18 protein-coding genes and 1 pseudogene are annotated in these 17,856 nt (G+C 72.3%); 12 read left to right on the forward strand and 7 right to left on the reverse strand.

What is annotated here, in order from left to right; translation table 11 throughout:
• Nucleotides 1–453 precede the first annotated feature (453 nt).
• Nucleotides 454–1,107 (forward strand): C39 family peptidase, encoded by a 654-nt coding sequence (locus FF096_RS00535; RefSeq protein ID WP_309222581.1) that lies wholly within the window; start codon nt 454–456, stop codon nt 1,105–1,107.
• A gap of 51 nt (nt 1,108–1,158) precedes the next feature.
• On the opposite strand, the gene FF096_RS00540 is transcribed toward FF096_RS00535, so the two are convergent.
• Complete coding sequence (locus FF096_RS00540) at nt 1,159–2,061, reverse strand: A/G-specific adenine glycosylase (RefSeq protein WP_155214782.1); 903 nt, start codon at nt 2,059–2,061, stop codon at nt 1,159–1,161.
• 95 nt (nt 2,062–2,156) lie between these two features.
• Between FF096_RS00540 and FF096_RS00545 the strand changes: the two genes are divergently transcribed.
• The 3 genes from FF096_RS00545 (at nt 2,157) to FF096_RS00555 (ending at nt 4,119) form a co-directional block, all read left to right on the forward strand.
• Nucleotides 2,157–2,669 (forward strand): glycine cleavage system protein R, encoded by a 513-nt coding sequence (locus FF096_RS00545; RefSeq protein ID WP_155214393.1) that lies wholly within the window; start codon nt 2,157–2,159, stop codon nt 2,667–2,669.
• A gap of 23 nt (nt 2,670–2,692) precedes the next feature.
• Complete coding sequence (locus tag FF096_RS00550; RefSeq protein ID WP_375335280.1) at nt 2,693–3,259, forward strand: peptide deformylase; 567 nt, start codon at nt 2,693–2,695, stop codon at nt 3,257–3,259.
• A gap of 128 nt (nt 3,260–3,387) precedes the next feature.
• Nucleotides 3,388–4,119: a hypothetical protein gene (locus FF096_RS00555; protein WP_155214394.1), complete on the forward strand. Its 732-nt coding sequence runs from the start codon at nt 3,388–3,390 to the stop codon at nt 4,117–4,119.
• A 60-nt stretch (nt 4,120–4,179) separates the two neighbouring features.
• Here FF096_RS00555 and disA read toward each other — a convergent pair whose 3' ends face one another.
• From disA to FF096_RS00575, 4 genes are all read right to left on the reverse strand, one after another.
• On the reverse strand, nt 4,180–5,358 hold the full coding sequence (disA, locus tag FF096_RS00560) for a DNA integrity scanning diadenylate cyclase DisA (RefSeq protein ID WP_309222401.1): 1,179 nt from the start codon (nt 5,356–5,358) through the stop codon (nt 4,180–4,182).
• Between the two features lie 97 nt (nt 5,359–5,455).
• Nucleotides 5,456–6,952 carry a DNA repair protein RadA gene (gene radA, locus FF096_RS00565; protein ID WP_155214395.1) on the reverse strand — a complete coding sequence of 499 codons (1,497 nt, stop codon included), beginning with the start codon at nt 6,950–6,952 and terminating at the stop codon, nt 5,456–5,458.
• Between the two features lie 64 nt (nt 6,953–7,016).
• Nucleotides 7,017–7,751, reverse strand: coding sequence for a hypothetical protein (locus tag FF096_RS00570; protein ID WP_309222402.1), 735 nt, complete (start codon nt 7,749–7,751; stop codon nt 7,017–7,019).
• 139 nt (nt 7,752–7,890) lie between these two features.
• Nucleotides 7,891–8,730 carry a UbiA family prenyltransferase gene (locus tag FF096_RS00575; protein ID WP_155214396.1) on the reverse strand — a complete coding sequence of 280 codons (840 nt, stop codon included), beginning with the start codon at nt 8,728–8,730 and terminating at the stop codon, nt 7,891–7,893.
• Between the two features lie 46 nt (nt 8,731–8,776).
• Here FF096_RS00575 and FF096_RS00580 point away from each other — a divergent pair, with 46 nt between their 5' ends.
• The 4 genes from FF096_RS00580 to FF096_RS00595 are packed head-to-tail and all read left to right on the forward strand — an operon-like array spanning nt 8,777 to nt 12,454.
• On the forward strand, nt 8,777–9,514 hold the full coding sequence (locus tag FF096_RS00580; RefSeq protein ID WP_155214397.1) for a methyltransferase domain-containing protein: 738 nt from the start codon (nt 8,777–8,779) through the stop codon (nt 9,512–9,514).
• 47 nt (nt 9,515–9,561) lie between these two features.
• Entirely contained in the window at nt 9,562–10,734 is a 1,173-nt protein-coding gene (locus tag FF096_RS00585; RefSeq protein WP_155214398.1) for an acyl-CoA dehydrogenase family protein, read from the forward strand.
• Nucleotides 10,735–10,789: 55 nt separating this feature from the next.
• Nucleotides 10,790–11,839: a 3-oxoacyl-[acyl-carrier-protein] synthase III C-terminal domain-containing protein gene (locus tag FF096_RS00590; RefSeq protein ID WP_309222403.1), complete on the forward strand. Its 1,050-nt coding sequence runs from the start codon at nt 10,790–10,792 to the stop codon at nt 11,837–11,839.
• A gap of 27 nt (nt 11,840–11,866) precedes the next feature.
• Nucleotides 11,867–12,454, forward strand: a complete 588-nt coding sequence (locus FF096_RS00595) for a hypothetical protein (RefSeq protein ID WP_155214399.1) — start codon at nt 11,867–11,869, stop codon at nt 12,452–12,454.
• 47 nt (nt 12,455–12,501) lie between these two features.
• On the opposite strand, the gene FF096_RS00600 is transcribed toward FF096_RS00595, so the two are convergent.
• The gene (locus FF096_RS00600; protein WP_155214400.1) at nt 12,502–13,173 is read right to left on the reverse strand and encodes a hypothetical protein; all 672 of its coding nucleotides are present in this window, start codon (nt 13,171–13,173) and stop codon (nt 12,502–12,504) included.
• Nucleotides 13,174–13,545: 372 nt separating this feature from the next.
• Here FF096_RS00600 and FF096_RS00605 point away from each other — a divergent pair, with 372 nt between their 5' ends.
• The 4 genes and pseudogenes from FF096_RS00605 to FF096_RS26470 all read left to right on the forward strand — a co-directional run.
• A complete protein-coding gene (locus FF096_RS00605) occupies nt 13,546–14,031 on the forward strand; it encodes a CarD family transcriptional regulator (protein ID WP_007073334.1) in 486 nt (161 codons plus the stop codon).
• A gap of 56 nt (nt 14,032–14,087) precedes the next feature.
• A complete protein-coding gene (gene ispD, locus FF096_RS00610) occupies nt 14,088–14,783 on the forward strand; it encodes a 2-C-methyl-D-erythritol 4-phosphate cytidylyltransferase (protein WP_309222404.1) in 696 nt (231 codons plus the stop codon).
• A 13-nt stretch (nt 14,784–14,796) separates the two neighbouring features.
• Entirely contained in the window at nt 14,797–15,282 is a 486-nt protein-coding gene (gene ispF / locus FF096_RS00615) for a 2-C-methyl-D-erythritol 2,4-cyclodiphosphate synthase (protein WP_309222583.1), read from the forward strand.
• 10 nt (nt 15,283–15,292) lie between these two features.
• Nucleotides 15,293–15,967: pseudogene (locus FF096_RS26470) on the forward strand (tetratricopeptide repeat protein); the annotation flags it as partial.
• A 660-nt stretch (nt 15,968–16,627) separates the two neighbouring features.
• On the opposite strand, the gene FF096_RS00625 reads toward FF096_RS26470, so the two are convergent.
• Nucleotides 16,628–17,794 (reverse strand): homogentisate 1,2-dioxygenase, encoded by a 1,167-nt coding sequence (locus FF096_RS00625; protein WP_155214403.1) that lies wholly within the window; start codon nt 17,792–17,794, stop codon nt 16,628–16,630.
• Nucleotides 17,795–17,856: the final 62 nt, after the last annotated feature.

Here is a 17,856-nt window from a genome sequence, read left to right on the forward strand (position 1 = left end):
ACCGAAGTAACGGCGGCCCGGTGGCACACAGCCACCGGGCCGCCGCCTTCTGTCCCGGGGGCGGCTCGGTAGGCCGGGGGGTAGCCCACTCAGCCCGGCCTACGGGGCGAATGCGGCGACCGACTGCGTCGCTGGGGCCCTTGGTGCGCGGTCGAGCGGTGGCACGCCGCGGTGGGCAGGTTGGGCACCCAGCTGACCGGCTGAGTGGTTTGACCGATTAAAAGGTCACTTGTCGTGACGGCGGTCACGGTTTGTCCGGGCATTGACCCGCCCTCGCGGCCGTTGTACGAGGAGTAACCGCGACGGCCTGTGCCTCCGCCGCCCGGAAATGCCGGGCCCACCCGAGGCCGTTGTAGCCCGGGGCAGGCGTTCCAGCCGCCCCCTTCTCCCGACGCGGTATCCGCATCCTCCTTTTCCCGGTTTCGTGTCGATCCCCCGAGACGGAAGGCAACGATCATGACTAGCCCGATCCGCAAGGCTGCCCTGACCGCCGCCGGTGCCGTCTGCGCCGGTGGAATGATCGCCGGCCCGGTGGGCGCGTTGGCGGCCCCGCCGACGGGCAACCCGCTGGGCGCCGTGACCGAGCGAGGACACGGCAAGGGTGAGCGACAGCTGAAGGTCCGCTACGAGGCGCAGCCGAACTTCTACTACTGCGGCCCGGCCGCGGTGCGGAACACCCTGAGCATCCTGAACAAGGAAGTCTCCCAGGACGACCTGGCCCGCGAGATGGGCACCACCGAACGCGGGACCGACTCGGCGTACCTGATCACCGAGGCCCTCAACCGGAAGGCCGGCAAGGACCTCTACCGCACGGTGGAGATCCCCGGCCAGAGTGCCGACCGCGCCGAGACCGACCGGCTGCGTGAGGACGTCGTCCGCGCCATCGACGACGGCCGGGGCGTGGTGGCCAACGTCGTCGGCACCGCCACCGACCTCGACGGGGGTAGCCACACCTTCGACGGTGGTCACTACATCGCGGTGACCGGCTACCGCCACGGCGGCGATCAGATGAAGATCGCTGACTCGGCCGACGCCGCTCGGGCCGAATACTGGATCAGCACCGACGCGTTGGCCGACTGGATCGCCAGCCGCGGCTACTCCGCCTGATCCTCCTCGAAACACGCGACTGAGGGCCGGCCCACACGGGCCGGCCCTCAGTCAGTTCGTCACCGGTGCCGGCGGTCCATCCCCGACCAGCCGGAACGAGGTCTCCCCGACCGGCTCGACCAGTCCGTCGGTGACCAGTCCGGCGAGGGCCCGGGCGCGCTGCACGTCGTCCGCCCAGACCTGATCCAGACGCTGGTGCGGCACTGGGCCGGTGGCTTCCCGGAGCACTCCCAGCAGCAGGCCGCGTACCTGCCGGTCGGTGCCCGCGTACCGCTGAGGGCGGCGGGTCGGACCGGCCGGCGCGGGAAGCCCCGACGCCCGCCAGGCGCAGGTCGACTCGACCGGGCAGGCTGGGCAGCGAGGGGACCGGGCGGTGCAGACGACCGCCCCCAGCTCCATGATGGCGGCGCTGGCCAGGGCGGCGGCAGCCGGATCGGCGGGCAGGAGTTCCTCGGTGGCGACCAGATCGGCGGGTCGGGTGGTCGGGCCGGCGTCCGGTTCGCCGGCAACCGCCCGGCAGACCACCCGGCGTACGTTGGTGTCGACCACCGGGTGACGCTGGCCGTACGCGAAGGCGGCGACCGCCCGGGCGGTGTACGTGCCGACCCCGGGCAGCGCCAGCAGCTGTTCCAACCGGTCCGGCACCTCACCGCCGTGACGCTCCACGAGCGCCGTCGCGCAGTCGTGCAGCCGGAGCGCCCGGCGGGGATAGCCGAGTCGCCCCCACATCCGGATCGCCTCCGCCGGACTGGATGCGGCCAGGGCGGCCGGGGTCGGCCAGTGCTCCAGCCACGCCTGCCAGGCCGGTATCACCCGGGCGACCGGAGTCTGCTGGAGCATGACCTCGCTGACCAGGATCGCCCATGGAGTGACGCCGGGGCGACGCCACGGCAGGTCCCGTGCGTGCTGCTCGTACCACCGGCTCACCCGACCGGCGAAGGAGAGTTCTGTCATCGCGTCGCCGATGATGTCACGCACCTCGGTCCCGCCGTATGGACGGTGGGGTGGGTCGCCGCCGACAGCGGGTGACGATCGGGCAGAATGCCCGGATGAACGAGCTCGCGATCACCGTCATCGGTCGGGACCGGCCCGGCATCGTGGCTGACGTCGCCGAGGTGCTCGCCCGGCTCGGTGCCAACCTCACCGACAGCACCATGACCCGCCTGCGGGGGCACTTCGCGATGACCCTGATCTGCGTCGGCCCGGCCGCCGCCGAGGTCGAGACCGCACTGGCGCCACTGGCCGCCGACGGTCAACTGCTGGCCACCGTACGCGCGGTGACACCCGACGGCGAGACGGCACCGGCAGGCGACCCGTACGTGATGGCGGTGCACGGTGCCGACCGGATGGGCATCGTGGCCGAGATGACCCGGGTGCTGGCCGACGCCGGCGGCAATGTCACCGACCTGAGCACCCGCCTGGCTGGTCCGCTCTACGTGGTGGTCGCCGAGGTGGAGCTGCCCCCGGGCACGGCCGGTGAGCTCGCCGACCGGTTGAACGAGGCCGCCGCCGGGCTCGGTGTCGAGGTGACCCTCCGGCCCGCCCTACCGGACATGCTGTGAGCGGCGCGCCGGATGGGCCGCACGTGGAGGAGCGGTCCGATGTCTACGTGGGCCTCGGCGACTGGACGCCTGAGTCACTGGGCAGCGGCCGGGTCGTCCCGGTGGTCGCCGCCCCGGACCCGGTGCTCAGTCGGCCGGGAGCGGAGGTCGACCCGACCGCCGAGGAGACCGTGCGGCTGGCGGCCGATCTGGTCGCCACCATGCGGGTGTCGCCCGGGTGCGTGGGTCTGGCCGCCCCGCAGGTCGGGGTGAGTGCCCAGGTCTTCGCGGTGGACGTCACCGGGCACCCCAAGACGGTCACCGGGCACGGCGTCTTCGTGCTCTGCAACGCTCGGGTGGTGGAGGCGACCCGGTGGAAGGCGGGCCGGGAAGGCTGCATGTCAGTGCCGGACCTGACCGGCGATGTGAAGCGCGCGACCCGGCTGGTGGTGGAGGGCGTGCTGCCCGGTAGCGGCGAAAGCGTACGGCTGGTGACGGACGGCTTCGAGGCGCGCGCCCTGCAACACGAGATCGACCACTGCGCCGGACTGCTGTTCCTGGACCGGGTGGCTGGCGCGCACGCGATCTACCAGCGGAAGGTCTACCTCTGAGGCAGTCGCGCTGAGTGACCGTCGCCGAGGCGAACTGTCGTGAATGGAGGGTCGGATCCGATGGGTCAGGTGGGCCACGGCGCGTCGCTGCGGTCCGCCGCACCCGCCGCCGCTACGGTGGTGACATCATGCGTCTGACGGTCGGCCCCCTGCCTCCCACCGTGTACTGGCGGCGTCGTGCCGTCGTGCTCGGTGCGGTGCTGCTCTTCCTGATTGTCCTGCTCTACTCGTGTAACGGGCCCAACGGGGGCAACGACGCGAGCAATGACGGCCGTCCCGATCCGGGCGCGGCGACCGGCACGCCGGACCCGACAGGCTCGGTGCTCACGCCGCAGACCGGCGCGCCGCCGTCCGGTGACGCCGGGGCCGATCCCTCCGCCTCCGGCGAGGAGACCGACCCCACCACTCCGGAGAGTGAGCGGAGCCTCAGCAACGACCCGCCAGCGGTCAACCCGGTGTCGGACGAGGGAAACTGCGCGGACTCTGAACTTTCGGTGACCGCCGTGCCGCTGCCCGCGCAGGTGGCCTCCGGCGCCACCGTCGACCTGCACCTGAAGGTCCGCAACCGGTCGGATCGCACGTGCAGCCGGGACGTCGGTGCCACCGCCCAGGAGTTGTACATCAAGGCCGGTGCCGAGGTGGTCTGGTCCTCGGACACCTGCGGCACGGCCGCTGGGTCGGACGTGCAGTCCTTCACTCCCGGCTTCGAACGCTCCTACCTGGTCAGTTGGAACGGCAAGGACAGCAGCCGGTGCGCCGACGGCCTGGCCAACGGCCCGGTCGTGCCCGCCGGGACGTACGAGGTGTTCGCCCGGGTGGGCACCAAGCTCAGCCAGCCCGCGAAACTGGTCCTCAAATAGCTCTCCGACGGTTCGGCCCGGGGGCGGCCCCCGCCGTGCTACGTCCAGCGCCGGACGGCGTCAGACGTAGCGCTCCAAGATGGACGCCTCAGCGAGCCGGGACAGCCCTTCGCGTACGCCCCGAGCCCGGGCGTCACCGACGCCCTCGACCGCCTGGAGATCCTCCACGGTGGCGCCCAGCAGGCGTTGCAGGCTGCCGAAGTGCACCACCAGCCGGTCGACCACGGCCGTCGGAAGTCGGGGCACCTTGGCCAGCAGCCGGAAGCCACGCGGGCTGACCGCGGCGTCCAGCGCGTCGGACGCGGCCGGATAACCGATCGCCTTGGCGACCGAGACCAGGTCGATGAGTTCGGTGGCGCTGAGCAGATCCAACTCGACGAGCGCCTCGTCGAGGGTCCGGGACTTGCGACCGGCGGGCAGGTAGTCCCGGATGACCAGGGTGCGATCGGCGTCGACGCCGGCCATCAACTCGTCCAGTTGAAGGGCGAGCAACCGCCCGTCGGTGCCCAACTCCACCACGTAACCGGCGATCTCGTCGGCGATCCGTCGGACCATCTCCAGCCGCTGCACCACGGCCACCGCGTCGCGTACGGTGACCAGATCCTCGATCTCCAGGGCGGAGAGCGTGCCGGACACCTCGTCCAGACGGAGCTTGTACCGCTCCAGCGTGGCCAGTGCCTGGTTGGCGCGGGAGAGGATCGCCGCCGAGTCGTCCAGCACGTGCCGCTGGCCGTTGACGTAGAGGCTGATGATGCGCATGGACTGGCTGACCGAGATGACCGGGTAGCCGGTCTGCCGGGCGACCCGCTCCGCGGTCCGGTGCCGGGTGCCGGACTCCTCGGTGGGGATGGTCGGGTCGGGCATCAGGTGCACTGCCGCGCGGACGATCCGGGTGCCGTCGCTGGAGAGCACGACCGCGCCGTCCATCTTGCACAACTCGCGGACGCGGGTCGCGGAGAACTCGACGTCCAGCGGGAAGCCGCCGGTGCAGAGGCCCTCCACCACCTTGTCGTAGCCGAGGACGATCAACGCACCCGTCCGACCCCGCAGGATCCGTTCCAACCCGTCCCGTAGGGCGGTGCCCGGTGCCATCAGGGCGAGGTTGGCGCGTAGCGGGTCGCCGAGGACGCCGCCTCCGGTCACGCTCACGCTGATCGGTCGGGCGGGCGAGCCCACGGCACCGGCGCGGGCGTGGGGAGTCGCGCCGGCAGGCTTGGTGGTGTCGCGGTCGATCGGCACGGGCACAGTCTACGGACTGCCCTGCGGTGGGTGCTCTTGCGGTTACTGTGCTGTGTCACGATTCCGCCCAGCGTGACCGACCCGCCCGGTGGACGGCTCACTCCGCCGACGCCCGTGCCGCGGCCTGCAACGCCGAACGGACGTCGGACACCTCGATCACCCGCATCTGCTCCGGCCCGGCGCCGGTGCTCGTCGGCCCGCAGCCGGGCGGCACGAGGGCGAGTCGGAAGCCGAGTCGGGCGGCCTCGGCCAGCCGACGTGGTACCGCGCCCACCCGGCGTACCTCGCCGGTGAGGCCGACCTCGCCGATCGCCACCAGGTGTGGTGCGATCGCCAGGTTGAGCCCGCCGGAGGCGACCGCGAGGGCGACCGCCAGGTCGGCGGCGGGCTCCACCACCCGGATGCCACCCACCGTGGCGGCGAAGACCTCCCGGTCGTGCAGGGTGAGCCGTTCGGTGCGGCGTTGGAGCACCGCCAACACCATCGCCAGCCGGGCGGAGTCGAGCCCGGAGACGGTACGCCGGGGAGAGCCGGCCACCGTGGCGCCGATCAGCGCCTGAACCTCGGTGAGCAGGGCTCGGCGGCCCTCCATCGCCACCGTCACGCAGGTGCCCGGCACCGGTTCCGAGTAGCGGGTCAGGAACAGGCCGGAGGGGTCGGCGAGGCTGCTGATGCCGCCCTCGTGCATCTCGAAGCAGCCGACCTCGTCGGCCGCGCCGAACCGGTTCTTCACGCCACGCACCATCCGCAGCGACGAGTGCTTGTCGCCTTCGAAGTGCAGCACCACGTCGACCAGGTGTTCGAGCACCCGAGGACCGGCGACCTGGCCGTCCTTGGTGACGTGGCCGACGAGCACGGTGGCGACGCCGCGTTCCTTGGCGACCGCGACGAGGGCGGCGGTGACCGCCCGGACCTGGGTCACGCCGCCCGGTACCCCCTCGATGCCGGAGGTGGAGATGGTCTGCACCGAGTCGAGGACGAGCAGGCCGGGTTTGACCGCGTCGAGGTGACCGAGCACCGCCGCGAGGTCGCTCTCAGCGGCCAGGAAGAGTTGATCGTGCAGGGCGCCCATGCGTTCTGCCCGCAACCGCACCTGGCTGACCGACTCCTCGCCGCTGACCACCAGCGACGGGCTACCCGCACCGGCGGCCCACTGCTGGGCGACGTCCAGCAGCAGGGTCGACTTGCCCACCCCCGGCTCACCGGCGAGCAGCACCACCGCACCCGGGACCAGGCCGCCGCCGAGGACGCGGTCCAGCTCACCGACCCCGGTGGGGCGGGCGCGGGCCGGTGCCGCGCTGATGGTGGCGATGGGCCGGGCCGGCTCGGCGGGCATCCGGGAACTCACCACCCGGCCCGAGACGGTCGGGCCGGTGACGGTGCTCTCGATCACGGAACCCCACTCGCCGCACTCGGGACAGCGCCCCACCCACTTGGGCGGCTGGTGCCCGCAGGCGTCGCACTCGTAGGCGGGGCGGGGCTCGCGACCGGCGGCCCGGCTGCGCGAGCCGGTGCCCGCCCGGGACGGGGTCGATCGGGAGATGCTCACCCGACCGACGCTAACCCCCGGGTACGACGACGGCGTCGTCGGCATGGCTGAACATGCCGACGACGCCGCCGGAAATCACCTGGACCGGTGCGATCCCGGTCGAACGGGCTCAGTGGCCGCCTTCGCCCTCGTACTCGGTGTGCCGCTCGATGATCGGCGACGGCTGCGGCGCGGGGGTGAGCGGCACGGCGATCGGCGCCGGAGCGGTGATCGTCTCGCCGTCGAACTCGAAGCTCAGCGTGACGTTCTGGCCGGCGAGCCGGGCCTCGGTCAGCCCGAGGAGCTGGAGCACCTGCTCACCTTCGGTGTTCAGCTGCACGTAGTTGAACGCCGGGATCTCGATCCGGGCCGGGCCGCCCGTGGCGGATTCGCTCGGGCTGGGCGACGGGGAATCATCCGGTGAGGGCGAGTCCGGCGAGGGGGAGTCGTCCGGCGAGGGGGAGTCGTCCGGAGACGGGGAACCCTCGGGGGACTGCTCCGGCGACGGTGACGCGCTGGGTGAAGGGCTGGTCGCGGCGGCGACGGTGGTGAGCACCACCTCGCGGGCGTCCGGCGAGGTGATGGTCACCGTGACCGGTTCGGGTGAGTCGTTGTAGAGCACGACGTTGAGCAGGGCGTTGTCCCCGGCCTGGTAGCCCTCGACACCGGGATAGGCGACCAAGGCGCCGCGTACGGCGTACTTCCCGTCACCGGCCTGGATGTTGGCGCCCTGGATCGACGGCACCTTGTTGGCCGTCTCGGAGATCTGGCCGGCGCCACAACCGGACAGCAGCAGCCCGGCTGCCGCCGCGATCCCGGGCAGCAGCACGGCAGCCCGCCGGGAACCCCTGATCGAGCGCCTCACGTCGGTCCTCCTCGTTACGATCACGCCCGGCTCGTCCGCCGGAACCGCTGGCCATGCCCGCGCAGACCGGGCTCCAGGGTAGTTGGAGCTGATCGTGGCCCGCACGCCGACCCGGTGCGGCCACCTGCGGGAGTGAGACTCAGCCCAGCCGACCGTTGGTGACCAGCAGCACGACGTCGATCAGAGCGACCAGCAGCACCGCCCGGAAGGCGGCCACCGGCCGGTCCCCGCCACGACCGCCGCCCCGGCCCAGGTACCACGCCAGGGTGAAGATCACGACGGCGGCGACGACCGCCGCGAGGCCGACGCGGGTCGGTGGTCCGGGCGGCCCGAACACCAGCGTGACGGTGGCCGCGATCAGCAGTCCGACAGCGGCGACCCGGCTGCCGACCGGGCCGAGTCGGTGGGGCAGCCCCCGGACCCCGGTCCGGGCGTCATCGGCGAAGTCGGGCAGGACGTTGGCGAAATGAGCACCCGCACCGAGCAGCGCCGCCGCGGCGACCAGCCAGGCCGGGGGTGGCGGAGCGCCGGGCAGGGCCAGCACCACGAAGGCGGGCAGCGCGCCGAAGGAGATCGCGTACGGCAGTACCGAGATCGGGGTGGACTTCAGCGGCCAGTCGTAGAGCAGCGCCGACACCAGGGCGACGGTGGCGCACAGCGCGGCCGTCGGGTTGGTGGTCAGGGCCAGCGCCACGGTCGCGGTGGCGGCCACGGCGGCGGCCACCGCGACGGTACGCCGGCCGAGCGCGCCGGAGGCCAGCGGTTTGTCGGTACGCCCGACCACGGCGTCGCGATCGGCGTCCAACAGGTCGTTGGTCCACCCGACCGCGAACTGGCTGGCCGCGACGGTGAGCACCACCGCGAGGACGCCGCCGGGTGGGTGCCCGACCCCGACGGCGAGCAGACCGGCCACTGTGGTGACCGCCACGGTCGGCTCTGGATGGCTCGCTCTGACCAGCCCTAACACCGTCGACGACATAACGGAAGTCTGGTCGTTACCGGGGAGTCGTGCCACGCTCGTTGCTATGCGTGACGCTGGCCTCGTGCTGCCCCGCAACGACCCACGCCAGTACGACGAACTGGCGGACGAATGGTGGCGGCCGGACGGCGTGTTCGCCATGCTGCACTGGCTGGCTCGGGCTCGGGCCGCGCTGGTACCCCCGGCGGCGCGACCCGGTGCGCTCCTGGTCGACCTGGGCTGCGGGGCGGGACTGCTCGCGCCGCACCTGGCCGGCAAGGGTTACCGGCACGTCGGAGTGGACCTCACCCGCTCCGCGTTGACACAGGCTGCGGCGCACGGCGTGACGGCGGTCAACGGCGACGCCACGGCGGTGCCGTTGGTGGACGGTTGTGCCGATGTGGTCGCCGCCGGTGAGCTGCTGGAACACGTGCCGGACTGGCGGGCTGCGGTGGCCGAGGCGTGCCGTCTGCTGCGTCCCGGTGGCCTGCTGGTGCTGGACACCCTCAACGACACCGCGCTGGCCCGGTTGGTCGCCGTCCGGATCGCCGAGCGACTACCGACCGTGCCGCGTGGCATCCACGATCCACGGTTGTTCGTCGACGATCGTGAGCTGGTCACCGAATGTGCCCGGCACGGCGTCGACCTGAGCGTGCGTGGCGTACGGCCGGGCGTGTCGGGGCTGCTGCGGTGGCTGTTCCGGCAGGCGCGGGGGGCCGCGACGCCGCCCGGTCAGGAGCCACGCATCGTGCCGACCGGGTCGCCGGCGATCCTCTACCAGGGCCACGGCGTACGCGACGGATAGCTGATCCAGGTGAGGGTATGGACATGGCCGAAGAGGGGGTTCCATCCATGACCGAGCGCAGTGGAGCGCCGGCGGCGGCCCGGCGGCTGGCGCCCCGACTGGCGGCGCGGGCGGCCGGGCACGACCGCGACGGTTCCTTTCCTGTGGACGACTTCGCCGACCTGCGCGAGGCGGGGCTGTTCGGGCTGATGGTCCCCGCCGAACTCGGTGGTGCCGGTGCCACCTTCGCGGAGTACGCGGCAGTCGCCACCGAGTTGGCCCGGGGCAACGGTGCCACCGCGTTGGTGTTCAACATGCACGCCTCGGTCACCGGTGCGCTCGGTGCGGTGACCGAGGAACTGGCCGAGGCGCTCGGCGTACCGGCGGAGGCGCTGGCCGCCCGGGACCGCCTGTTGCGGGCGGCGGCCGACGGGGCGTGGTACGGCGTCGCGATGAGCGAGCGGGGCGCGGGTGCCCGGCTGTCGCAGCTCGCCACGGTCTACGAACCGGTCGACGGAGGCTGGCGGATCAAGGGCAGCAAGACTTTCTGCTCCGGTGCCGGTCACGCCGACGGTTACCTGGTGGCCGCCCGCAGCGCCGCCGACCCGTCGGTGGTCTCGCAGTTCCTGGTCCCGGCCGGTGAGGGGCTCACCGTCGAGCCGACCTGGGACGCCCTCGGCATGCGCGCCACCGCCTCACATGACCTGCACCTCGACGTGACCGTCGGGACCGACCGGCTGCTCGGCGGGGTCGAAGGGCTGGCCCTGGTGGTGGCGCAGCTCATGCCGCACTGGCTGGTGGCCAGCTACGCGGCCGTCTACGTGGGAGTGGCCCGGGCGGCGATCGACGCGGCCGTGGAGCACCTGAACGCCCGCAATCTCGCCGGGCTGCCGGCGGTACGCGCCCGGCTGGGGCGCGCCGACGCCGCCGTGGCGGCGGCACAGTTGGTGGTCGCCGAGGCGGCGCGGCGGGTGGACGAGGCACCGGGCGACGAGGAGACCAATCGGTGGGTGTGGCGGGCGAAGCTGCTGGCCGGCACCACTGCGGCGGACGTCGCTGCGTCCATGCTGGAGGCGGCGGGCACCTCCGCCACCCGCCGGGGTCATCCGCTGGAGCGCCTGTACCGCGACGCCCGTTGCGGGTCGTTGCACCCGGCCACCTCCGACGTCTGTGCCGACTGGCTCGGCATCGCCACACTCGGTGGTGACCCGGACCGTGACGGGTCGACTCCTCGTTGGTGAGACGGGACGGGGCTGGTCGGCGTGAGATGTGCGTCTGCGAGAGGAAGGTGGGACCGTGTCCGTACCGGTGATCGCGGGCCTGGGCACGGCCCACCCGCCCTCGGCTGACCAGCAGGAGCTGTGGGAGAAGTTCTTCTCCCAGCACTTCTCCGGTTCCACCCGCGCCCTGGCCGAGCGGATATTCGCGCACTCCGGGGTGACCCGGCGGCAGGCGGCGGTCAACCCGCTGCTCGAGGACGTCTCCGACTGGCCGACCGAACGACGGATGCTCCGCTACCAGGTCGAGGCGTTGCCGTTGGGTAAGGAGGCGGTCGGCCGGGCGCTGACCGCCGCCGGGCTGGACGCCCGCGACGTGGGCCTCTTCGTGGTCTGCTCCTGCACCGGGTACGCCACCCCCGGGCTGGACATTCTGCTCGCCCGGGACCTGGGCATGGCCAGGACGACCCAGCGGATGTTCGTCGGTCACATGGGCTGTTACGCGGCCTTGCCGGGGTTGGGTGCGGTGGGTGACTTCGTCACCGCGCGGGGCCGTCCCGCGCTGCTGCTCTGTGCCGAGCTGACCAGCCTGCACCTTCAGCCCTCCTCGGCCCGGATGGACACCCAGCAGATCGTCTCCCACGCGCTCTTCTCGGACGCCGCGGTCGCCGCGGTGGTGGTTCCCGGGGGTCGGGGCTACGCGGTTCGGGAGGTCGCCTCGGTGACCGACACCTCCACCGCCGACCACATGACCTGGGACGTGACGGACACCGGTTTCCGGATGGGACTGTCGCCGAAGGTGCCACAGGTGCTGTCGACGCACGTCCAGGGCCTGGTCGACGAGGTGCTGGCCCGGCACGGCACCAACCGTGGTGAGGTGGACGGCTGGGCAGTGCACCCGGGCGGCCCCCGCATCCTCAACGTGGTGGAACGGGAGTTGGGGTTGGCCCCGGCGGCGTTGGCGGCGTCCCGGGCGACGCTGGACGAGCACGGGAACTGTTCCTCGCCCACGGTGCTGTTGATCCTCGACCGTCTGTTCCGCGCGGCAGCGGCACCGAGCCGGGTGGTGATGATGGCCTTCGGGCCGGGTCTCACCCTCTATGCCGCCCTGCTGGAACGCCACCCCTGATCTTGCGCGAAGGGCTACTCTCTAAGCATGTTCGTCGATGCTGAGCATCGGCTGCGCGGGGTGCTGTTGGCCGCTGTCGGGGTGGCGGCGCTGGCCCTCGGCGGCTGGTGGTGGCAGACGCAGACGCCGGAGGCGTCGAGCGACGGGAGTGCCGCGCCGGGCGGCTCGTCCGCCGTCGTGCAGTGGCGCGATTACCAGGAGCCGGGCGAGCTTGTGCGTGAGGCCCCCGCTGCCTCAGCCCACATGCTCATCGACGAGCGCACCGGCGCCGTGGTGCGGTTGCACGATGAGCCCATGGAACCCGCTGGCTCCACCCGTCCCCGGTCCGATCTGGTGTGGACGGAGCAGGCGAGGCTACCCGCCGGTGGAGGAGTCGTCCGGCAGGCCCGGATGGGCCCCGGCGAGCGACATCTGCTGCGCCTGCGCTGTACCGGGCCGGGGGAGCTGCTGGTCGCCGTCGCCGGGGCCCGGTCAGCGGCTCCGATCACCGTGGCCTGCGACGGCGGGCTGGTCACGATGGAGATCACCGGCAGCGGAGGGCCGGCACGGCTGTCGTTCTCGCCCGCCGGATCCGAGTCGGTCGAGGTAGAAGCCCGCTTGATCGCCCTGCGCTGAGCGACTGCCGACGGCGGGCCGAGACTTCGAATCCGAGCGGAGGCGGGTCAGTCGGCCAGTCGGGAGAGTTCGGCCCGGTGGTCGGCGATCGAGATCATCTTGGGTACGACCAGGGTGATCCGGCCGGTGCGGTCGGCGAGCAGGGCGGTCACGCCGTCGTGGCTGGCGGGCACGTGCAGGAAGGCGCGTAACCCTCCGGCGGGGTCGGCGAGGGCGCGGACCCGGGTGTCGGCCGGTGCCGCCCGTGGCACGGCACCCGCCACGGTGACCACGGTCACCCCGGGCGGTGCCGCCGTCGCTGCCTGCGCGACCTGCTCCGGGCAGGCGCAGCCGTCCACCAGCAGCACCACGACCGGCAGCAGCCCGCGCAGTGGTACCGGCGATTGCCCGGCGTCGACCAGGTCGAGCGCGGGTAGCGGGCGGCCGGTCAGCAGGGTTGGTGCCGGGTCGTACGTGCTGGTGCTCGGCCCGGTCCGGCCGTTCCTGGGCCAGGTGACGGCGGCCAGACCGGCGATGGTGGTCAGCACCGCGACGACCAACACGATCACCGGGCCGGCGGGTGGACGCCAGCGACGGTGCTCCGCGCCCGCCCGTCGCAGCTCCCGCCGGACCTGCTCAGCCTCGTCAGCCAGGGCGGATATGTCGTCCGGTATGACCACCCGGCCCCACTCCGGTGGCAGATCGGGCAGTCCGGGACCGTCGGCGTCAGCCTTGCCCATTACGACCCCCTGGAACATCACGGGTGCGCGGACGGGGCACCCCTCCAGCGTCCCGCACCGGGCCGGGTACCGCTACCGCTGCCCGCACCTCGCTGCGGCGGGATACCATGGAAAGGGTGCGTAGCCCTTGATCTCCAGCGGGCGTGTTGCAGTGCCTTGGCGATTACGTTTCCGGATCTTCGCGTTCACAGCGGCGGGTCCGGGGGGTCATCTCTAGGTTACTGAGCGTGTTGGAATCATCGTCTGGATGGTCTGTCAAGCCGAAGAAATACCTCTCACATGGCCCCTGAGCTGCGCCAACGGTCAGGACAGCGGTGAGACATCGGTGCCTGAGCGTGTTACCCTAGACACAGCGAAAGGGGTTTCGAACCTATGGTTTTCAGTGTCGGCGAGACCGTTGTTTACCCCCACCACGGGGCCGCACTCATCGAGGCAATCGAGACTCGGGTCATTAAGGGCGAGCCCAAGCAGTACCTCGTCCTGAGGGTCGCGCAGGGTGACCTGACGGTCCGGGTACCGGCCGAGAACGCCGAGATCGTGGGTGTGCGCGAGGTGGTCGGCGAAGAGGGCCTCGGCAAGGTCTTCGACGTCCTCCGGGCTCCGCACACCGAGGAGCCGACCAACTGGTCGCGGCGTTACAAGGCAAATCTGGAGAAGCTGGCCTCCGGCAACCCGCTGAAGGTGGCCGAGGTTGTTCGCGACCTGTGGCGTCGGGAGCGGGAGCGGGGTCTGTCCGCTGGCGAGAAGCGGATGCTCGCCAAGGCGCGTGACATCCTGGTCGGCGAGGTCGCGCTGGCCGAGAAGAGCACCAAGGACGAAGCGGAGACGCTGCTCGACAAGGTGCTGACCGAGGCCTAGTCCGCACAGCATCGTCGTACCCGATTCGTAGCGAACAAACCGTCGAGGACCGCGACGTGACCGCGCAGCTCAATCCGTGCGGTGACGTCGCGGTCCTCGTGCCTGCGGCCGGTGCCGGGGTACGCCTCGGGCCTGGTCGCCCGAAGGCGCTGCGCCTGCTGGCCGGAGAACCGCTGCTGGTGCACGCGGTCCGGCGGCTGGCCGCAGCCCCCTCGGTGCACAGCATCGTGGTGGCGGCTCCGGTCGCCGAGCTCGACGCCGTGCGTACGCTGCTCGCGCCGGTCGCCCCGGTGACGGTGGTGCCCGGTGGGGCGGAACGGCAGTCCTCGGTGGCCGCCGCGCTCGCCGCGGTGCCTGCCGGTCCGGAGATCATCCTGGTGCACGACGCGGCCCGCGCGCTCACTCCGCCCGCGCTGGTCGAGTCGGTCGCCGCCGCGGTCCGGGCGGGCCACGACGCCGTGATCCCGGTGCTGCCGGTCGTCGACACGATCAAGCAGGTCGACGCGGACGGCGTGGTGCTCGGCACCGTCGACCGGACCGTGTTGCGCGCGGTGCAGACTCCCCAGGGATTCCGCCGGGCGGTGCTGTCCGCCGCGCACGCCGCTGCCGCCGACGCCCTCACCGACGACGCCGGGCTGGTGGAGAGGCAGGGCGTGCCGGTGTGCTCCGTGCCCGGTTCGGAGCACGCCTTGAAGATCACCAGGCCGTTCGACCTGGCGCTGGCCGAGCACCTGCTGGCGACACCGCACTAGCACGTACCCTCGAATCATGATCGTTCCTCGGGTGGCCATCGGGACCGACGTGCACGCCTTCGAGGCGGGCCGACCCTGCTGGGTGGCCGGCCTGCACTGGCCGGAGCAGGACGGGTTGGCCGGCCACTCGGACGCGGACGTGGCCGCCCACGCCGCCTGCAACGCGTTGCTCTCCGCCGCCGGTCTGGGTGACCTCGGCGCCAACTTCGGGGTGGGGCAGCCCGAATGGGCCGGAGCGAGCGGGGTGGCGCTGCTGACCGAGACGGCCAACCGGGTACGCTCCGCCGGCTTCGCCATCGGCAACGTGTCGGTGCAGGTGGTCGGTAACCGTCCGAAGATCGGCCCGCGTCGCGCCGAGGCCGAGCGGGTGCTGTCGGAGGCCGTCGGGGCGCCGGTCACCGTCTCCGCCGCGACCACCGACGGTCTGGGCTTCACCGGGCGCGGCGAGGGACTCGCCGGGATCGCGGTCGCCCTGGTGTACGAGCAGCCGAGCGCCTAGGCTCGCCGCGATGTCCTCCGACGTCCCCACCGACCCGCCCGGCGCCGACGGCTACCTGGAACGCGCCACGCTCCTCGCCGAGCTGGGCCGGTACGACGAGGCCGTGAGCGAGTTGGGCTTCGCGCTGGCCCTCGACCCGACCGACGCCGAATTGTTGATCATGCTGGCCCGGGTGCAGCTGGCCGCCGGTCGGCCGGTCGAGGCGCTGGCCGCCGCCGAGGCTGCGGTGGCTGCCGCGCCGGGGCAGGTCCCCCCGCTGGTCACCCGGGGGCTGGCCCTCGGTGACCTGGAACGGTACGCCGAGGCCGCTCGTACCGCTGACGAGATTTTGGAGCTGGGGCCGCAGGACGCGTACGCCCAGCGCAGCGCGGCGGCGATCCTGGCCGGCTCCCGGAACGGACAGCCCGCGTTGAACGCGGCCTGGCGCGGGGTGGAGTTGGCGCCCGAGGAGCCGCAGGGTCACCTGGTGCTGGGACTGGTCGCGGCCAACATGCGGATGTACGACCTGGCCGAGCGGGCCTACCGGGAGGCGCTGCGGCTGGACCCGCGACTCGCGGAGGTGGGCGACGACGTCGGGGTGCTGCGGTTGGAGCAGCGACGGTGGAGCGCCGCATTGGAGCGATTGGCGGAGGCGGCCACGGCATACCTGCCGCCGACCGATCCCCGCCGCGCCGACGAGGTACGCGACGACGCGAGCCGACGTGACCAGGCCGACGACGATCCGAACCGTCCGGGTACCGCCCAGCCGGGCGGCCCGGCTGGGGAGCGCGGCGACGGTAACCGCCCCACTGCGGGATCGGCGGAACCGCCGGGCCGGCCAGCGCGGGACGCGGACCTCTCCGCCGGTGGGCAGCCGCCCGCCAGCGCCGGAGACCCGGAGCGGACCGGACGTGGCGAGGTCTGGCCGGCTGGGCCGGAGCAGGTCGGCACCGGGCCGGTCGTCGCGCGCCAGCCGGTGCCGGTGGCACTGCGGCAGTTCGTGCTCTGGGGCGCCGGATGGTCGATGGTCGCCGCCATCGTGATCGCCTGTTCGACCGCGACCGGTTCCGGGTTCTCCCGGCTGCTGGCGGTGGTGGCGGCTGCCGGTGGCGGCGTGATGCTCTGGCAGCAGGCGTCCCGGCTGCCCGGATTGACCCGGACCGTGCTGCCGGTGCTGCGGCGTACCGACCGTCCGCTGGCGCTGGCCGTGTACGCCGCCGTGGCCGCACCCGGGCTGATCCTGCTCTACGCCCTGCTGGGCACCCCGTGGTCACTGGTCCTGGCCATCGTGATCGCCACCGCCGCCCGGCTGGCGATCGTCGGCCGGCCGGTGGCCTGACCGCCGACCGCTCACCGGGTGCGAACGTCAGGGCCGTCGGGCCCAGGTCCAGGCGTACCCGTCGTCCTCGCACTCGGCTGCCGCGTCGCAGAGGTCGAGGGGGCGGAAGGTGTCGACCATGACCGCCAGTTCGTCGAAGAAGTCCACTCCGATGGAGCGTTCCGCCGCGCCGGGCTGCGGTCCGTGCGTGAAGCCGGACGGGTGCAGTGAGATGGAGCCCTGCTCGATGCCGGAGCCGCGCCGCGCCTCGTAGTTGCCCCCGGTGTAGAAGAGCATCTCGTCGGAGTCCACGTTGTGGTGGTGGTACGGCACCGGGATGGCGTCCGGGTGGTAGTCGACCTTGCGGGGCACGAACGAGCAGATCACGAAGTTCGGGCCGGCGAAGGTCTGGTGCACCGGTGGCGGCTGGTGGATCCGCCCGGTGATCGGTTCGAAGTCGTGGATGGAGAACGCCCACGGGTAGAGGTGCCCGTCCCAGCCGACCACGTCGAACGGGTGGTTGGCGTAGACGTGTCGGGTCCATCCGCGTCGATGGCGGACCAGCACCTCGACATCGGTCCCGTCGACCAGCAGCGGCGCGTCCGGTCCCCGGACGTCGCGCTCGCAGTACGGCGAGTGTTCCAGGAACTGGCCGCGTACCGAGAGGTAGCGCTTGGGCGGGCCGATGTGCCCGGACGCCTCCACGGCCAGCAGCCGGGTCGGAGCGTCTCCGGTGGGCACCAGCCGGTGCACGGTCGAGGTCGGGATGATCACGTAGTCGCCGGCCACCGCGTCGAGCACGCCGAACGTCGACTCGACCCGCAGGGCGCCCGCCTCGACGTAGAGGCAGTGGTCGCCGGTGGCGTCCCGGAACAGTGGGGAGGGCTGGTCGGCCAGGACGTAGGCGATCCGTACGTCGTCGTTGGCGAGCAGGTACCGCCGACCGAGGACCGGGTCCGCGCCGGTCCCGTCGAGCTTGTGGGTGCGCAGGTGCCGGGGCTTGAGTGGCAGGTTGGGCACCCGGGTCACGGCGGGTGGGGTGAACTCCTCGGCGGCGACGATCGCGGTGGGGGCGTACCGGTGATAGAGCAGGGAGGAGTCGGAGGAGAAGCCCTCCTGGCCCATCAGTTCCTCGGTGTAGAGACTGCCGTCCGGCTGCCGGAACTGGGTGTGGCGCTTGCGTGGCAGCTCGCCGACGCTGCGGTAGTACGGCATCTCGCCTCCCGGTCCGCTGTGTCCGATAATCGGACGCTGTTGTCCGCTTCCTGAAGCGTCCC

It is taken from the genome of Micromonospora sp. CP22 (assembly GCF_009712475.1).
Lineage (GTDB): Bacteria > Actinomycetota > Actinomycetes > Mycobacteriales > Micromonosporaceae > Micromonospora.

Excerpts from the sequence above, each read along its gene's own strand:
- FF096_RS00600 (WP_155214400.1), bottom strand. The coding sequence starts at position 13,173 with ATGGGCAAGGCTGACGCCGACGGTCCCGGACTGCCCGATCTGCCACCG.
- FF096_RS00585 (WP_155214398.1), top strand. The coding sequence starts at position 9,562 with ATGACCGAGCGCAGTGGAGCGCCGGCGGCGGCCCGGCGGCTGGCGCCC.
- radA (WP_155214395.1), bottom strand. The coding sequence starts at position 6,952 with ATGCCGACGACGCCGTCGTCGTACCCGGGGGTTAGCGTCGGTCGGGTG.
- FF096_RS00595 (WP_155214399.1), top strand. The coding sequence starts at position 11,867 with ATGTTCGTCGATGCTGAGCATCGGCTGCGCGGGGTGCTGTTGGCCGCT.
- FF096_RS00575 (WP_155214396.1), bottom strand. The coding sequence starts at position 8,730 with ATGTCGTCGACGGTGTTAGGGCTGGTCAGAGCGAGCCATCCAGAGCCG.
- FF096_RS00605 (WP_007073334.1), top strand. The coding sequence starts at position 13,546 with ATGGTTTTCAGTGTCGGCGAGACCGTTGTTTACCCCCACCACGGGGCC.
- FF096_RS00555 (WP_155214394.1), top strand. The coding sequence starts at position 3,388 with ATGCGTCTGACGGTCGGCCCCCTGCCTCCCACCGTGTACTGGCGGCGT.
- FF096_RS00545 (WP_155214393.1), top strand. The coding sequence starts at position 2,157 with ATGAACGAGCTCGCGATCACCGTCATCGGTCGGGACCGGCCCGGCATC.
- FF096_RS00580 (WP_155214397.1), top strand. The coding sequence starts at position 8,777 with ATGCGTGACGCTGGCCTCGTGCTGCCCCGCAACGACCCACGCCAGTAC.
- FF096_RS00625 (WP_155214403.1), bottom strand. The coding sequence starts at position 17,794 with ATGCCGTACTACCGCAGCGTCGGCGAGCTGCCACGCAAGCGCCACACC.
- FF096_RS00540 (WP_155214782.1), bottom strand. The coding sequence starts at position 2,061 with ATGACAGAACTCTCCTTCGCCGGTCGGGTGAGCCGGTGGTACGAGCAG.